The organism is Janthinobacterium sp. OK676 (assembly GCF_900103595.1).
Taxonomy (GTDB): Bacteria; Pseudomonadota; Gammaproteobacteria; order Burkholderiales; family Burkholderiaceae_D; genus Janthinobacterium.
The window spans coordinates 517,569-533,109 of record NZ_FNHA01000003.1 but is presented as its reverse complement, the minus strand read 5'-3'; the positions used below and the strand labels follow the sequence as shown (position 1 = coordinate 533,109).

General features: G+C 63.9%; 12 protein-coding genes. 9 read left to right on the top strand and 3 right to left on the bottom strand.

Annotation, left to right across the window (positions count from 1 at the left end):
• The first annotated feature begins 93 nt into the window (after positions 1-93).
• A complete protein-coding gene (locus BLU39_RS28560; RefSeq protein WP_175539247.1) occupies positions 94-258 on the top strand; it encodes a hypothetical protein in 165 nt (54 codons plus the stop codon).
• On the opposite strand, the gene BLU39_RS09240 is transcribed toward BLU39_RS28560, so the two are convergent.
• From BLU39_RS09240 to BLU39_RS09230, 3 genes are all read right to left on the bottom strand, one after another.
• A complete protein-coding gene (locus tag BLU39_RS09240) occupies positions 255-1,103 on the bottom strand; it encodes an HDOD domain-containing protein (RefSeq protein WP_092712120.1) in 849 nt (282 codons plus the stop codon). The genes BLU39_RS28560 and BLU39_RS09240 overlap by 4 nt on opposite strands.
• A gap of 273 nt (positions 1,104-1,376) precedes the next feature.
• Entirely contained in the window at positions 1,377-1,661 is a 285-nt protein-coding gene (locus BLU39_RS09235) for a hypothetical protein (RefSeq protein ID WP_034778933.1), read from the bottom strand.
• A gap of 45 nt (positions 1,662-1,706) precedes the next feature.
• Positions 1,707-2,135, bottom strand: a complete 429-nt coding sequence (locus BLU39_RS09230) for a MarR family winged helix-turn-helix transcriptional regulator (RefSeq protein WP_175539246.1) — start codon at positions 2,133-2,135, stop codon at positions 1,707-1,709.
• Between the two features lie 131 nt (positions 2,136-2,266).
• Between BLU39_RS09230 and BLU39_RS09225 the strand changes: the two genes are divergently transcribed.
• The 8 genes from BLU39_RS09225 (at position 2,267) to BLU39_RS09190 (ending at position 15,532) form a co-directional block, all read left to right on the top strand.
• Positions 2,267-3,211, top strand: a complete 945-nt coding sequence (locus BLU39_RS09225) for a GlxA family transcriptional regulator (protein ID WP_092712118.1) — start codon at positions 2,267-2,269, stop codon at positions 3,209-3,211.
• A gap of 140 nt (positions 3,212-3,351) precedes the next feature.
• Positions 3,352-4,593 (top strand): acetylornithine/succinylornithine family transaminase, encoded by a 1,242-nt coding sequence (astC, locus tag BLU39_RS09220; RefSeq protein WP_092712116.1) that lies wholly within the window; start codon positions 3,352-3,354, stop codon positions 4,591-4,593.
• A 107-nt stretch (positions 4,594-4,700) separates the two neighbouring features.
• The gene (locus BLU39_RS09215; protein ID WP_092712113.1) at positions 4,701-5,732 is read left to right on the top strand and encodes an arginine N-succinyltransferase; all 1,032 of its coding nucleotides are present in this window, start codon (positions 4,701-4,703) and stop codon (positions 5,730-5,732) included.
• 13 nt (positions 5,733-5,745) lie between these two features.
• The gene (gene astA / locus BLU39_RS09210) at positions 5,746-6,810 is read left to right on the top strand and encodes an arginine N-succinyltransferase (RefSeq protein WP_092712111.1); all 1,065 of its coding nucleotides are present in this window, start codon (positions 5,746-5,748) and stop codon (positions 6,808-6,810) included.
• Positions 6,803-8,293, top strand: a complete 1,491-nt coding sequence (gene astD, locus BLU39_RS09205; RefSeq protein WP_092712109.1) for a succinylglutamate-semialdehyde dehydrogenase — start codon at positions 6,803-6,805, stop codon at positions 8,291-8,293. Before astA ends, astD begins: the two co-directional genes overlap by 8 nt.
• Positions 8,294-8,315: 22 nt before the next feature.
• Positions 8,316-9,656, top strand: a complete 1,341-nt coding sequence (astB, locus tag BLU39_RS09200; protein WP_092712107.1) for an N-succinylarginine dihydrolase — start codon at positions 8,316-8,318, stop codon at positions 9,654-9,656.
• A 153-nt stretch (positions 9,657-9,809) separates the two neighbouring features.
• The gene (locus BLU39_RS09195) at positions 9,810-14,537 is read left to right on the top strand and encodes an NAD-glutamate dehydrogenase domain-containing protein (RefSeq protein WP_092712105.1); all 4,728 of its coding nucleotides are present in this window, start codon (positions 9,810-9,812) and stop codon (positions 14,535-14,537) included.
• Entirely contained in the window at positions 14,537-15,532 is a 996-nt protein-coding gene (locus BLU39_RS09190; protein ID WP_092712103.1) for a succinylglutamate desuccinylase, read from the top strand. The genes BLU39_RS09195 and BLU39_RS09190 overlap by 1 nt, the downstream gene beginning before the upstream one ends.
• Positions 15,533-15,541: the final 9 nt, after the last annotated feature.

Here is a 15,541-nt window from a genome sequence, read left to right as displayed (position 1 = left end):
ACCCGCTTTCGAGCGGGTTTTTTTTGAATAGCGGCTTGATAAATTGATAATCGCTGCACAGATGGGGCAGATCCCACTTCCAGCAGGTACGCCATGTTCACGCCACGCCATCCGAAACCCCTGTTGAGTACCAGGGCGGTCGCCACACAAGTTGTCGAGCAAAAGCAGGGAACGCAGGCCATGGACAAGCATGTGCTGATTGTCGATACGCCCAAGCCGGCGGCACCGCCGCCGGTCGTCAAGAAGCCGGCAGGCTAGTGCACGAGCACCTTCAGCAGCGACTGCACTTCATCGCCCGATTCTTCCATGATGCTCGACAAGGTTGCATCGTCGCCGATCAGGCAATCGATGCTGCGCGCGGCGCGGGCGGCCCGCACGGCGATGGCGGCCGGGCTTTCGTTGAGCGGTGACGAGACGGGCGCCAGGTCATTTGCCAGCAGCAGGGTGTCGCCCAGCGATTCGGGCGGAATGGCGCGCAAGCCTTCCCACAGCGCATCGATGGCGCCTCTCACGGCTTCCGGCACCTTCAGTTTGGCCAGGACGCCGTGGCCGATGGCCTGTTCGCCATGTTCGACCCAATCCTCCGGTTCGCCGTCGAGGATGCCGGGGAATTCGGCCGCGCGCGACAGCAGATAAAAGCCGCCCACTTCATGCATGATGCCGGCAAACAAGGCCGTATCGGGGTCCACTTTGGTGACGCGGCGGGCCAGTACCTGCGACAGGGCCGCCACGTGGGCCGTATGCTCCCACAGCTGGTTGGCCTTCGCCTGCAGCACGGGATCGGTGATGGTGCTGCCCAGCTGGCGCACGATCAGCGACGCCACCACCGACTGCAGGGTGCGCACGCCGAGCCGCTGCACGGCGTTGCGCACGCTGGTGATTTCATTGCCGGAACGGTTGAACGCCACGGAATTGGCGATGGCCACCGTGCGCGCGGCCAGCAGCGGGTCGGCCTGCACCAGCTTGGCGGCAGCCTCGATATGGCAGTCGGGATCGGCCAGCGCCTCTTGCAGCTTGAGCGAAGCGTCCACATTGGCAGGAAAGGTCAGCTCGCCACGAGCGGCTTGTGCGGCGATGCTTTTAAAGGCGTCGAGTCTGTTCATTGAAAAAATTATACTCGCAATATTTCCGTACGGAACTTTTTAAGCATGATCTTTTCGCAAACAGCTTGGCAAAAGGCAAGCAAAGCCCCGTAAACGGAAAAAGGCATGCCTATATCGGTGGCATGCCTTTTTTTAACCACAGCGATCGTCACAGCGCTGGACAGGACCATTGCGAGCGGATGGGATTTGTGGCCGAGAAGCGCAACCGTACTTTAGTACGGTGAGCATCGCCGGCCGCAAAGCGCACCGCGCAGCAGGTCCTGTTCAGCGCTACTACAGAGACTCGCTGAAGATCGCATCGCAGCCCTCGACGAGTTCATCGCTGTCTTCCAGTTCATCGGTCAAGCCCAGGTCGAACAGTTCCTCGACGGCATTCATGAAGCTGTTGTGCTTGGTGGCGCCGATCAGGCGGTAGATTTCGCCGTCTTCGTTGCGCACGCCGATGATCAGTTTTTCCTGGCGCACCAGTTCCGGCGTGCTGGCGTTGAGCAGCAGGTTGCCGATGATGTGTTTATCGAAATGAGCAGGCTTTTTGCCTTCGAGCAGTGAGGTTTTCAACTTGGTTTCCTTTGTCTTGTTTGAATGTCGGTGCCTGGTGTCTGGTCAGCCGTTGGCGATGGCCTGTTTCAAGCCCGCCAGGGTGCTTTCCAGACGTATGAAATCGTCTTCGGTATAGCCGTCGAACAGGCGCTGGCCCTGCGTTGTCAGCTTGGGGAACACGTCATGGAACACCTGTTCGCCCTCGCAGCTCAGGCGCACGTAATAGGAACGCTTGTCGCGTGGACAACGTTCGCGTTTCACCAGCCCCTTTTGTTCCAGCCGCTCCACCACGCCCGTCAAAGTACCCTTGGTAATCAGGGTTTTCTGACCCAGTTCCTTGTAGGACATGCCGCAGGTGTTGCCGAGCGTGGCAATGATGTCGAATTGCGCATGCGTCAAGCCGTACTGGCGCACGAAGTCGCCAGAAAACCGCTCGAAGCCTTGCATGCATTCGGCCAGCAGCCGGATACTTTTTAAATATCGTTCACCCATGGGGGTGATTATATCCTTCCGCTCCGCTTTTTTCCGCCGCGCCGGGATGCGCCCTTGCATGAGGGGCGCGACGGGGCGGAAGTCCGGTATCATGTGGGCAACTCAGCCCTTGCCTTTGGTCCGCCTCGCCGATGTCCTTCGCTAATCTTTCCCGTATCGGCCTCGACAAACCGCTGCGTTTGCTGCTGGTCCATGCCGGCGATGCCGAGTCGATCACCTGGGCCGGCCTGGTGCAGCCGCTGCGTCTGTGCGCGCGGGCGCTGGGACCCGGTGCCTTGCAACTGGACGTGCGCACGCCGGAACAGGTGGCCGCGCAGGGCGGTAACTGGCATATTGCGCTGCTGGTGGCCGACGAGACGGAGGCGCCGCTGCGCGCCGAGCTGTGCCGGGCCGTGATCGAACGCTGCCGTTCGGCGCCGTTCTGGGGCGGCGTGGGCGCGGCCGTGCTGTGGTTGGCCGGCGCGGGCGTCATGGATGGCGTGCGCATCGCCTTGCCGTGGGCCCTGTACGCCGATGCGGAAGCGAAGGCGGAACGGGCCATCCTGACGCCGCATTTGTTCGACATCGACGGCCCGCACATCACCTGCTGCGGCGGCGCGGCCAGCATCGACTTTTCGCTGACCCTGATCGAGACCATCTTTGGCGCCGACGTGCAGGCCCTCGTCAAGGAAGCGCTGTGCGTGGACAAGGTGCGCGGCAAGGAAGAGCGACAGAGGGTGGCCCTGCAGGCGCGCTTCGGCGTGCTGCAGCCGAAATTATCCGAAGCGGTGACCTTAATGGAAGCCAATATCGAGGAGCCGCTGTCGACGGACGACATCGCCAGCCTGGTGGGCCTGTCGCGGCGCCAGCTCGAACGGCTGTTCAAGCAATACCTGGGCAGCCTGCCGTCGCGCTACTATCTGGAGCTGCGCCTGCAACGCTCACGGCAACTATTGCTCGATACACATTATTCCATCGTGCAAGTTGGCCTGATGTGCGGCTTTTCCTCCGGTTCGCACTTTTCCACGGCGTTTGGCACCCTGTTTGGCAATACGCCCCGAGAAGAGCGGCAAAGAAAGCTCATGCCGCCTGCGTGATTAAAGCAAGCCCGGCTGTGATGAATTGTGAAAATCCTTGTCGCAGATTCAAAAGAGTTTTAGCATCCCGCTTTTTATAATGCAGTACACACGTAGCTGTCGTAGCTGCGGAGTACCTAACATATTGATGGGGAAATGCTATGAATGCCAAGCTTGATTCGACCGTAACGGCTCGTCCAGTCACCCGGGAAACCTTTGACCAGGTCCTCGTTCCTACCTACGCCCCTGCAGCCATGGTGCCCGTGCGCGGTTCCGGTCTGGACCTGTGGGACCAGTCAGGCAAGCATTACCTCGATTTCACCTCCGGCATCGCCGTCAACAGCCTGGGCCACTGCCATCCGGCCCTGGTCGATGTGCTGACCAAGCAAATCAATAATTTGTGGCATTTGGGCAACGGCTACACCAATGAGCCTGTGCTGCGCCTGGCGCTGGCCCTGACGGAAGCGACCTTCGCCGACCGCGCCTTCTTCTGCAACTCGGGCGCGGAAGCCAACGAAGCGGCCCTGAAGCTGGCGCGCAAGTATGCGCACACCAAGTTCGGCGCGCACAAGTCGCGCATCATCTCGTGCTTCAGCTCCTTCCACGGCCGCACCCTGTTTACGGTGTCCGTCGGCGGCCAGGCTAAGTACACGGAAGGCTTCGAGCCGCTGCCGCCATCGATCGACCACATCGCCTACAACGACATCGAAGCGGCGCGCGCCGCCATCGGCGATGACGTGTGCGCCGTGATCGTCGAGCCGGTACAAGGCGAAGGCGGCGTGGTGCCGGGCAATCCGGAATTCCTCAAGGAGCTGCGCGCCCTGTGCGACAAGACGGGCGCTTTGCTGATTTTCGACGAAGTCCAGAGCGGCATGGGCCGCACCGGCGCCTTGTTCGCCTACATGGGCTACGGCGTCACGCCGGACATCCTGACGGCCGCCAAGGCCCTGGGCAACGGCTACCCGATCGGCGCCATGCTGACCACGAATGAACTGGCGCAAACCCTGGCCGTCGGCACGCACGGCACCACCTACGGCGGCAACCCGCTGGCCGCCACCGTGGCCCTGACCGTGCTGGACACGATCAACACGCCGGCATTCCTGGCGCGCGTGAAAGAAGCGAGCGTCAACACCATCGCCATGCTGCAAGGCCTGATCACGGATTATCCGCAAGTGTTCTCCATCGTGCGCGGCAGCGGTTTGCTGCTGGGTCTGGTAGTCAGCGATGCCTGGAAAGGCCGCGCGAAGGACATCCAGAAAGCGGCCGAAGCGCAAGGCTTGATGGTGCTGATCGCCGGCATGGACGTGGTGCGCCTGGCGCCGGCCCTGATCGTCTCGGACGAGCAGATCGCCGAAGCAGGCCGTTTGCTGCGCGCCGCCATCGACGGCATGCTGAAAGCCTGAAGCTAGCCCCGCTCCCTGTTTGATCACCGGCCCGCCGCTTTGCTGCGGGCCGGCTTGGTTCTACCCGGGTATTCAGCCCAAGTATCGTCAGCATTGAAGGAGTACCCATGTATGTTGTCCGTCCGGTAGAAATTGCGGATATTGCAGCCCTCGAAGCGCTGGCCGCAGTCACCATGCCGGGTGTCCATACCCTGCCGAAGACGCGCGAAAAGATCGCCGCCTCCGTCGAGCGCTCCATCGCCTCGTTTGCCGCCCATGTCGACATCCCCAGCGAAGAGTCGTATCTCTTCGTGCTTGAATCCCTGCTCGACAAGAGCATTGCCGGTACGGCCGCCATCTTCGCCTCGGCCGGCTCGAACGGCACCTATTTTTCCTTCCGCAACGACGTCATCCAGCAAGTCTCGCGCGACCTGAACATCAGCCACAGCGTGCATGCGCTGACCCTGTGCTCGGAGCTGACGGCGTACTCGCAGCTGTCCGGCTTCTACGTGCGCAACATGGAGCAGGCGGGCCTGGAAGCGGCTTTGCTGTCGCGCGCGCGGCTGCTGTTCGCCGTGCTGGCGCCGCACCGCTTCGGCGACCGCTTCTTCGTGCCGCTGGCAGGCATCACGGACGCCGATGGCCAGTCGCCATTCTGGGATGCGCTGGGCCGCAAATTCTTCCAGATGGATTTCCTCGATGCCGAAAAAGTCATCGGCGGGGCGCGCAATCGCACCCTGATCGTCGAACTGATGCCGCACTACCCCGTGTACGTGCCGCTGTTGCCCGGCGACGCGCAGGCTGCCATGGGCCAGATTCACCCGAGCGGCGAACTTGCGTTCAATCTGCTGACGGAAGAAGGATTTGAAGCCGACGATTACATCGACATCTTCGATGGCGGCCCGATCCTGCAGGCGCACAAGCATGCGCTGCGTTCGTTTACGGGTTCGCTCACGCGCCGCGTCGTCGCGGGCGTCACGCCCAGCCGCACGGGCATGAAAGTCAATTATGCCGTCGCTTCCGGCGCCGAGCGCAATTTCCGCGCCGTGACCTTTGCCTGCGATGCGCTCGAAGCGCAGGACACCATCGGTTTGCCGGCCGACCTGCTCGAGGCGCTGGCCGTGGCCGAAGGCGACAGCGTCATTTGCGTGCGTATCTAAGGGAGTCAATTTTATGCTAGTAGTACGCGCCATCAACGCCAATGATCTCAATGCCCTGTATGGCCTGGCCAGCCAGGTCGGCACCGGCATGACCACGCTCAAGCCGGACATGAAAATGCTGGGCGACCGCCTGGCCATCGCCTGCGCCTCGTTCGCCGAAACCATCCCGCCCGAAAAGCGCGACTACATGTTCGTCATGGAGGATACCGACACGGGCCGCCTGGCCGGCGTGTGCGCCATCAAGGGCGCCGTGGGCCTGGACGAACCGTTCTATAACTACCGCATCGGCACCCTCGTCCATTCCAGCCGCGAGCTCGATGTGTTTACGCGCATGGAAACCCTGTACCTGTCGAACGACCTGACGGGCAGCACGGAACTGTGCTCGCTGTTTTTGCACCCCGATTACCGCAGCGGCAACAACGGCAAGCTGCTGTCGAAAAGCCGTTTTCTCTTCATCGCCCAGTTCCCGCAGCTGTTCACGGAAAAGCTGATCGCCGAAATGCGCGGCTACCAGGCGCCGGACGGCAGCTCGCCGTTTTATGAAGGCCTGGGCCGCCACTTCTTCAAGATGGATTTCCACCACGTCGACGACTTGACGAGCCTCGGTAAAAAATCGTTCATCGCCGAGCTGATGCCGCGCCAGCCCATGTATGTGGCCTACCTGCCCGACGAAGCGCAGGAAGTCATCGGCAAGGTGCATCTGAGCACGGCGCCCGCGCGCCGTCTGCTGGAACAGGAAGGCTTGCACTTCGAAGGCTATGTCGACATTTTCGACGCCGGCCCCGTGCTGCAGGCGCGCGTCTCCGAACTGCGCGCCATGCGCGACAGCATGCCGGCCGTGCTCGACGCCGCGACTGTGCCAGTGCCTGCGCCGGAAGCGTGCGGCGACGCGGCCCAGGCCGAGCCTTACCTGGTGTCGAACACCGACCTGAAAGATTTCCGCATGATCGTCACCAGCGCCAATCCGCACGGCGGCAAGATCACGCTCGACGACGATGAACTGCATCTGCTGCGCTGCCATCACGGCGACACCGTGCGCACCTTGTCACTCAACCCGAGGAAGCATCCCCATGTCTAACGTATTGAATCCATCTACCGCAGCATCGAACTTCATCAACGGCGCCTGGCTGCCAGGCACGGGCCGTGAACTGGTCACTATCGATCCGTCGAACGGCAAGCAGACCTGGGCCAGCCTGGAAGCGACGGAAAACGAAGTCGAGCAGGCGTGCCAGGCCGCCCGCGCCGCCTTTGAAGCGTGGGCCGATACGCCCGTCGACGAGCGCATCGCCATCTGCGTGCGCTTCCGCGAACTGCTGAAGGAACATGCGGAAGCGCTGGCGCTGCTGATCTCGGAAGAAGTGGGCAAGCCGCTGTGGGAGTCGCGCACGGAAGTGGCCACCATGGCCAACAAGATCGATATCTCGGTGCAGTCGTACAACGCGCGCACGGGTATCACGCAAAGCAAGATCGCCGATGGCGACGCCGTGCTGCGCCACCGACCGCATGGCGTGTTCGGCGTCTTCGGACCATACAATTTCCCCGGCCACCTGCCGAACGGCCATATCGTGCCGGCCCTGATCGCCGGTAACACCATCGTCTTCAAGCCGAGCGAATATGCGCCCCGCACGGCCATCAAAACCGTGCAGCTGTGGCAGCAGGCCGGTTTGCCGGATGGCGTCGTCAACCTCGTCAACGGCGGGCGCGACACGGGCGTGGCCCTGGGCGCCAATCCACACCTCGACGGCGTATTGTTTACGGGTTCGTGCCAGACGGGCATCAGCCTGCACCGCCAGTTCGGCGGCCAGCCGGGCAAGATGCTGGCGCTGGAAATGGGCGGCAACAACGCCCTCGTCGTATGGGACGTCAAGGATGTGGATGCGGCCGTGCACCACGCGATCTTCTCCGCCTTCGTGTCGGCCGGCCAGCGCTGCACGTGCGCGCGCCGCCTGGTGGTGCAGGATAACGCCTTTGGTGCCGCCTTCGTTGCGCGCCTCGTGGAAGTGGCCGCGAAACTGGGCATCGGCGCGTCCGATGCCCAGCCGCAGCCATTCATGGGCCCCGTGGTATCGAGCGCCGTGGCCGCGCGCCTGGTGCAGGCGCAGGCGGACATGGTCGCCAGGGGCGGCACCACCTTGCTGCAGATGCGCCAGTTGAATCCCGAGGCGGGCTTTGTCACGGCCGGCATCGTTGACGTCACTGATGCTGTCGGCATTCCCGACGAAGAATGGTTCGGCCCGCTGCTGCAAGTGGTCCGCGTAGCCGATTTCGACGCGGCCCTGAAGGTTGCCAACGCCACCGAATTCGGCCTGGCAGCGGCGCTGCTGTCCGACGATCCGGCCCTGTGGCAAACGTTCCAGACGCGCGCGCGCGCCGGTATCGTCAACTGGAACCGTCCGACCACGGGCGCGGCCAGCACGGCGCCGTTCGGCGGCATCGGCAAGTCGGGCAACCACCGTCCGAGCGCCTACTACGCGGCCGATTACTGCGCCTACCCGGTCGCCTCGATCGAGAACGGCGTATTGGAAATGCCGGCCAAGCTGTCGCCCGGCCTGAATTTTTAAGAAGGTTTCATAAGGAATACCCATGCACAGCACGCGCGAATACAACTTTGACGGCCTGGTCGGCCCATCGCATAACTATGCGGGACTCTCGTTCGGCAACGTGGCCTCGTTCAGCAATGTGAAAAGCGCCTCGAATCCGAAGCAGGCCGCCTTGCAGGGCCTGGCCAAGATGCGTGCCCTGGCCGTGCGCGGCTTTGCGCAAGCCCTGCTGCCGCCGCAGGACCGGCCCAATTTCCGCCTGCTGCGCTCCATCGGCTTCACGGGCACGGATGCCGAGGTGCTGGCGCGCGTCTACAAGGAATCCCCGGTGATCCTGGCATGCGCGTATTCCGCTTCGCCCATGTGGACGGCCAACGCGGCCACGGTCAGCCCGTCGGCGGACACGCAGGACGGCCGCGTGCACTTCACGGCCGCCAACCTGAATAACAAGCTGCACCGGGCCTTCGAGCACGCGCAGTCGGCGCGCAGCCTGCGCGCCATTTTCAGCGACGACAAACACTTCGCCGTGCACGACGCGCTGCCGTCGACGCCGGCCTTCGGCGACGAGGGTGCGGCCAACCACACGCGTTTGGGCGCCGGCCACGGCGCGTCATCCGTTGAATTGTTCGTGTATGGCCGGGTGGAGTTCGATCCGTCGGCACCGTCGCCGAAGCGCTACCCGGCGCGCCAGACCCTGGAAGCGTCGCAAGCCGTCGCGCGTCTGCATGGCCTGGATGCGAAACGCACCGTGTACGTGCAGCAGAATCCGGACGTGATCGACCAGGGCGTGTTCCATAACGACGTCATCGCCGTCGGCAACGGCAATGTGCTGTTCTATCACGAGCAGGCGTTTGCCGATGAAGAAGCAAGCTTGTCGCAGCTGCGCCGCGCCGTCGCCGCCACGGGCGCGCAACTGGATGCGCTGCGCGTGGACACGGGCCAGGTGCCGATCGCGGATGCGGTGAGCAGCTATCTGTTCAACAGCCAGTTGCTGACGAAAGAGGGCGGCAAGATGGCGCTGGTGATCCCGCAGGAGTGCCAGGAAAACCGCGCCGTGTCGCGTTACCTGGAAGGCCTGGTGGCCAGCGGTGGACCGATTGACGAACTGATACATTTCGACCTGCGCCAGAGCATGCGCAACGGCGGCGGGCCCGCCTGCCTGCGTTTGCGCGTGGCCCTGACGGAAACCGAGGCGCGCGCGATGCACCAGGGCGTGGTCATGACGGAAACGCTGTACCATCGGCTGGTGCAGTGGGTGGAAAAACACTACCGCGACCATCTGGAGCCGGGCGACCTGGCCGACCCGCAGCTGGCGCTGGAAGTGCATGCGGCGCTTGAAGAATTGACGATCATCCTCAACTTACCGGGATTGTACGACTTGTAGGCGATAGAAAACACACAGAAAAAATCCGAGACAGACTATCCGTAGCACAGACAGAATTGGACGGGCGACCCCCGTCTCTTGACACCGCTGCCGCCCAGCCACAAGCCCGAACGACAGCGTTGGACATTCACATTACCGTAATGGAGATGCAAGATGAATCACACGCCACAAGATTTGCGTACACAAACGCTGGAGTTGATTAACGCGGCAGGCAAGGCAGGCAAGGCGGCAGCGCCGGTCGTGCAGCTGGTGCAGGCCTGGCTCGATTCGCTCGACGCCGAAGACCTGGCCGATATCGCGCCCGACAGCCTGGCGCCCGTGCTGGTCGACGGCTTCACGCAAGCGGCCAAGCGCACCGGCAACGGCTGCCAGATCGCCACCCTGCGCTATGCGGATGGACGTGGCGGCATGGCGAGCGCCTTGCTGATCCTGAACGAAGACATGCCTTACCTGGTCGACTCCATCGTCATGGCCATGCGCCGCCAGCACCTGGCCGTGCGCGGCGTGATGAACACCGTGCTGCCCGTGCGCCGCGCTCTTGATGGCAGCGTCGAAGCGGTGCGCCAGCCGGGCGACCCGCTCGAATCGTATGTGCTGGTACTGCTCGACGAAGAGCTGGCGCCACAAGCCCAGGCCGCGCTGGTCGCCGCCCTGGAGACGGTCGCGCGTGACGCGGCCATCGTGCGCCGCGATAGCGCCGCCATGAGCGAGCGCCTGGCCACTGTGGCCACGGCGGCATCGCAGCATGGCGAAGAAGGCGCGGAAGTGGCCGCCTTCCTGGAATGGGCCCGCAGCGGCGGCTTTGAAGTCTTCGGCTACGCCTACTACCGCGTCAAGCCGGGCGTGCGCGAACTGGAACGCGACATCCCTAGCCGTGTCGGCGTGCTGCAGGATACGGCGCACCCCGTCTACGGTACCTGCCTGGCGAATATCCCGGGCGACTTCGATACCCTGGCCAAGCGCGAATCGGCGCTGTCCATCGTCAAGGCCGACGTGGCGGGCACCTTGCACCGCGATCAGCAGCTCGACTTCATCGGCGTGCGCGACATGGATGCGCAAGGCGCGATCCTGGGCGAGCATTGCTTCGTCGGCCTGTTCACCCGTGCCGGCAATTCCACCCCGCTGGCGGCGCTGCCGTTTGCGCGCGGCCGCGTAGCCAAGGTTTTGAGCCTGGCCGGCGTGCGCCAGCAAGGCTTCCGTGCCGAGAAATTCCGCGAAATCCTTGAGTCCTTGCCGCGCACGGAAGCGCTGGAAGCGGATCTCGACTGGCTGGCGCAAGTGTGCGGTTCCGTCGTTTCGCTGTACAAGCAGCCGCGCACCAAGGTTTTTGCGCGCCGCGACGTGTACGCGCGCCACCTGAACGTGCTGGTCTACCTGCCGCGCGAGCGCTACAGCGCCAGCGTCGCATCGAGCCTGGCAAAAGCCCTGCAAGCCAGTTCCGGCGCCACGCATGTGAGCATGCAAACCCTGGTGGCCGACGGCCCCCTGGCGCGCGTCTACCTGATCGCCCACGCCGCGCGCTACCCGCTGGACCTGGAAACGGATATCGAACAGCCCTTGCTGGGCGTGCTCGATGGCTGGCATAACGGCTTTGCCGCCGTGGCCGACGCCGTGCCCGACGTGGGCCTGCGCACCAGCCTGCGCAAACTGTGCGCCACCCTGCCGCTCGATTACGTGGCCGCCACCGCGCCGGCCGTCGCCTTCCGCGACCTCGACACCATCTTGCGCAATACGGATCCGGCGCACGTGGCCGTGCGCATCGAGACGGGTGCCGTCACCACGATCCGCCTGTACTCGGCCAACAAAGTGCCATCGCTGTCGACCATCCTGCCGGCCCTGCACAATGCGGGCGTGGCCATCGACCGCGAACAGGCGTACTCGGTGTCGCTGGCCGACGGCACGCGCTATTTCATCACCAGCCTGACGGTCGATGCCGCCAGCGCGGCGAAACTGGCGCAGCCATCCGTCGTCGCCGTGGCGCAGGAACTGTTTGCCGCCCTGTTCAACGACACGGCCGAAGATGGCCGCCTGAATGGCCTCGTCATCGAAGGCGGCCTGTCGACGCGCGAAGTGCAGCTGGTGCGCGCCTACACCAGCTACTGGCGCCAGACGGGCAGCCGCTTCTCGGTGCGCTACATCGCCGAAAGCCTGCGCAAGCAGCCGGCCCAGGTCAAAGCACTGGTCGAAGCCTTCCTGCAGCGCTTCGATCCTTCGCTGTCCGGCGCGCAGCATGCGCAAGCCCTGGAAAGCATCGCCGCCATCAAGGCCGGCCTGCCTTCCGTGAACCACGCTGACACCGAGGAAATCCTCGGCGCGCTGGCCGACCTGATGGCCGCCACCTTGCGCACCAGCTACTTCCAGAACAATCAGCAAGGCGACAAGATCATCTTCAAGTTCGACACCAGCAGCCTGGCGCTGGTGCCGGAACCGCGCCCTTACCGCGAGATTTTCGTCTTCTCGCGCCGCTTCGAAGGCGTGCACCTGCGCGGCGGCCCGGTCGCCCGCGGCGGCCTGCGCTGGTCGGACCGCATGGAAGACTACCGCACGGAAGTGCTGGGCCTGGTGAAAGCCCAGATGGTCAAGAATGCCGTCATCGTGCCGGCCGGCGCGAAGGGCGGTTTTGTCTGCAAGATGATGCCGAAGGACGCCGTGCGTGAAACCATCGCGGCCGAAGGCGAAGCCGTCTACCGCCTGTTCATTTCCAGCCTGCTGGAAGTGACGGACAACCGTTCGCTGGGCAATATCGTCCCGCCAGTCGACACCGTGTGCTTCGATGAAGCCGATCCTTACCTGGTGGTGGCCGCCGACAAGGGCACGGCCACGTTCTCGGACATCGCCAACGGCATCGCCGTGCAGCGCGGTTTCTGGCTCGGCGACGCGTTCGCCTCGGGCGGCTCGAACGGCTACGACCACAAGAAACTGGGCATCACCGCCAAGGGCGCGTTCGAAGCCGTGAAGCGCCACTTCTATGAAATGGACCACGACCTCAATACCACCCCGATCACCATGGTCGGCGTGGGCGACATGTCGGGCGACGTGTTCGGCAACGGCGTATTGCTGTCGCGCCAGCTGAAACTGGTGGCCGCGTTCGACCACCGCCACATCTTCCTCGACCCGACACCGGACGTCGCCGTCTCGTTCGAGGAACGCGCGCGCCTGTTCGCCTTGCCGCGTTCTTCGTGGGACGACTACAACAAGGACTTGATCTCGGCAGGCGGCGGCGTGTATCCGCGCACCGCCCGCACGATCGAGCTGTCGCCGCAAATCCGCGCCGCGCTCGATATCGCCGAGACCTCGCTGCCGCCGGAAGAACTGATGCACCGCATCCTGAAGTCGCCCGTGGACCTGTTCTATAACGGCGGTATCGGCACCTACATCAAGGCGTCGACGGAAACGCACGCGCAAGTGAAGGACCGCGCGAATGACCACATCCGCGTCAACGGCAATGAGCTGCGCGTGAAAGTCGTGGCCGAAGGCGGCAACCTCGGTGCGACGCAGGCGGGCCGCATCGAATTCGCGCTGGCCGGTGGCCGCATCTTCACCGATGCGATCGACAATTCTGCCGGCGTGGATTGCTCGGACCATGAAGTGAACGTGAAAATCTGGCTGGACGTGGAAGTCAACGCGGGCAAGCTGACGGAAGAAGAACGCAACCGCGAGCTGTATGCGATGACGGACGACGTCGAACGCCTGGTCTTGCGCGACAACACGCAGCAGACGCATTTGCTGGTGCGCGAGTTGCAGGCGCAAAGCGAAAGCGCCGTGCAGGATGGCTATGCGGCCCTGATCGCCAGCCTGGAAGAAGAGGGCGCCCTGTCGCGCGATCTCGAGCAGCTGCCATCGGTGGCCGAACTGGCACGCCGCAAGCTGGACAACCGCGGCCTGACGACGCCGGAACTGGCGGTGGTGATCGCCAACGTGAAGAACCGTTTCAAGCGCATCCTCTCCGCCCTGCCTTTGACGGGCGAAACGTGGGCCGAGCCGGTGCTGAAACCCTACTTCCCGTCCCTGCTGGTGGAAACCCGTTCGGCGCTCGACCACCCGCTGGCCAACGCCATCCTGGCGACCGTGCTGGCCAATGAAGTGATCAACCGCTGCGGCCCGCTGATGATCCGCAACCTGGCGGCCGAACACGGCGTGGACGAATCAAGCGTGATCCTGGCCTGGGGCCAGGCATGGGTGGCCTTGAACCTGGCGCCCGTGTTCGACGCGCTCGATGCGGACGCCTTGACGATTCCGCGCGACGTGTCGATCAAGGTCGATGCGCAAACGCGCGTGCTGCAGCAGACGATGATCGCCGGTGTCTTGTCGGTGCCGGCCGAGCAATTGCGCGGCGCCGGCCTGGCCGAACTGACCAATTTGTTCGGCGCGGAATCGAAGCGCGAGCTGCTCAAAGCCGTCGGCATCAAGTCGGAAGCGGCGCTGGTGCCGGGCTTGACGCCGGCCTTCGTGCAGGCCTGGGATGCGATCGATGCGCTGGAAGTCGTCGCCGGCTTCCTGTTCCCGGCCCTGTCCGTGCCGCGTCCTGCCTCGATGGACCTGGCTTCCTTCCTGCAAGTGGGCCTGGCCCTGCGCAGCCAGGCAGGCATCGACACCCTGGAGCGTGGCCTGAAGCTGGCCGCGCAAGGCAAGTCGCAGGAGCAGTTGCGCAACTACGCGCAGCAAGCGCTGCGCCGCACGCAACAGCGTCTGCTGACGCAGGTGCTGGCGCGTGCCGAGCAAGGCAATGCGGGCCAGGCAGTCGACGCCGTGACGGGTGCGCTGGGCCTGTCGGCCTATGTGGCGGCGACGGAACTGGAGCAAGCCATGCTGGACGTATGGACCTTGTCGGAAGCCGTGAATAAAATCACGGCGAAAACCCCAGCGGAAGCGGCGGTGTAATGACGCAAGAAGTAACCCAGGTAGTAACACCTGTAGTGCAGGCGCTGGCGCAGGCCGATTTCAGCGGCGTGGCCCAGTTGTTTTCGGACGCCGGCTTCACGGTGGCCTTGCCGGCGCCCGGCATGCTGCAAGTGGTCAAGCCGGGAGCCGGCCGCGCCAGCGTGGCCGTCTCGGTGGGCGTGCATGGCGACGAGACGGGGCCGATCGAAGTGCTGGCGCATCTGCTCGACGCCTTGTCGCGCGATGCGTCCTCACTGGCCGTCGACCTGCTCGTCTGCGTGGGCAATGTCGATGCGATCCGGGCCGGCAAGCGTTTCATCGACGCCGACCTCAATCGCATGTTCCGTCCCGTGCGGGGCAGCCTGGCGCAAGCGGCGGAAAGCGCGCGCGCCGATGAAATGATCGCCGCGACAACCGCGTTCTTTGCGGCGGCCGGTCCCGTGCGCTGGCACCTGGATTTGCACACGGCCATCCGGCCTTCCGTGTATCCCACGTTTGCCATCGTGCCGGACCTGGTGGCCGACGACGCCAAGGCACAGCTGATCGATTGGCTGGGCCAGGCGGCCATCGGCGCCATCATCATGAACCCGCAGTCGGCCGGCACGTACAGCTATTATTCGGCCGAGCATTTCGGTGCGGCCGCCAGCACGGTGGAACTGGGCCGCGTGGGCACCCTGGGACAGAACGATCTGTCCCTGTTCGACGACGTGTCGCGGGCGCTCGACGGCCTGCTGCGCGGCATGCCTGCGCAACCCGTCAAGGCGCAACCGCACGTGTTCAAGGTGGCGCAGGAAATCATCAAGCACAGCGATGAATTCCGCATGGCGTTTGACCGCAGCACACAGAATTTCACCTCGTTGCCGCAGCACGCCGTGATCGCCAGCGATGGCGACCATGTGTACACGGTGCAGCACGCGGAAGAGCTGGTGGTGTTCCCGAATCCGGATGTGCGCGTGGGCTTGCGCGCCGGTCTGATGGTGGTGCGCGTGTCCTGAGATTCACGC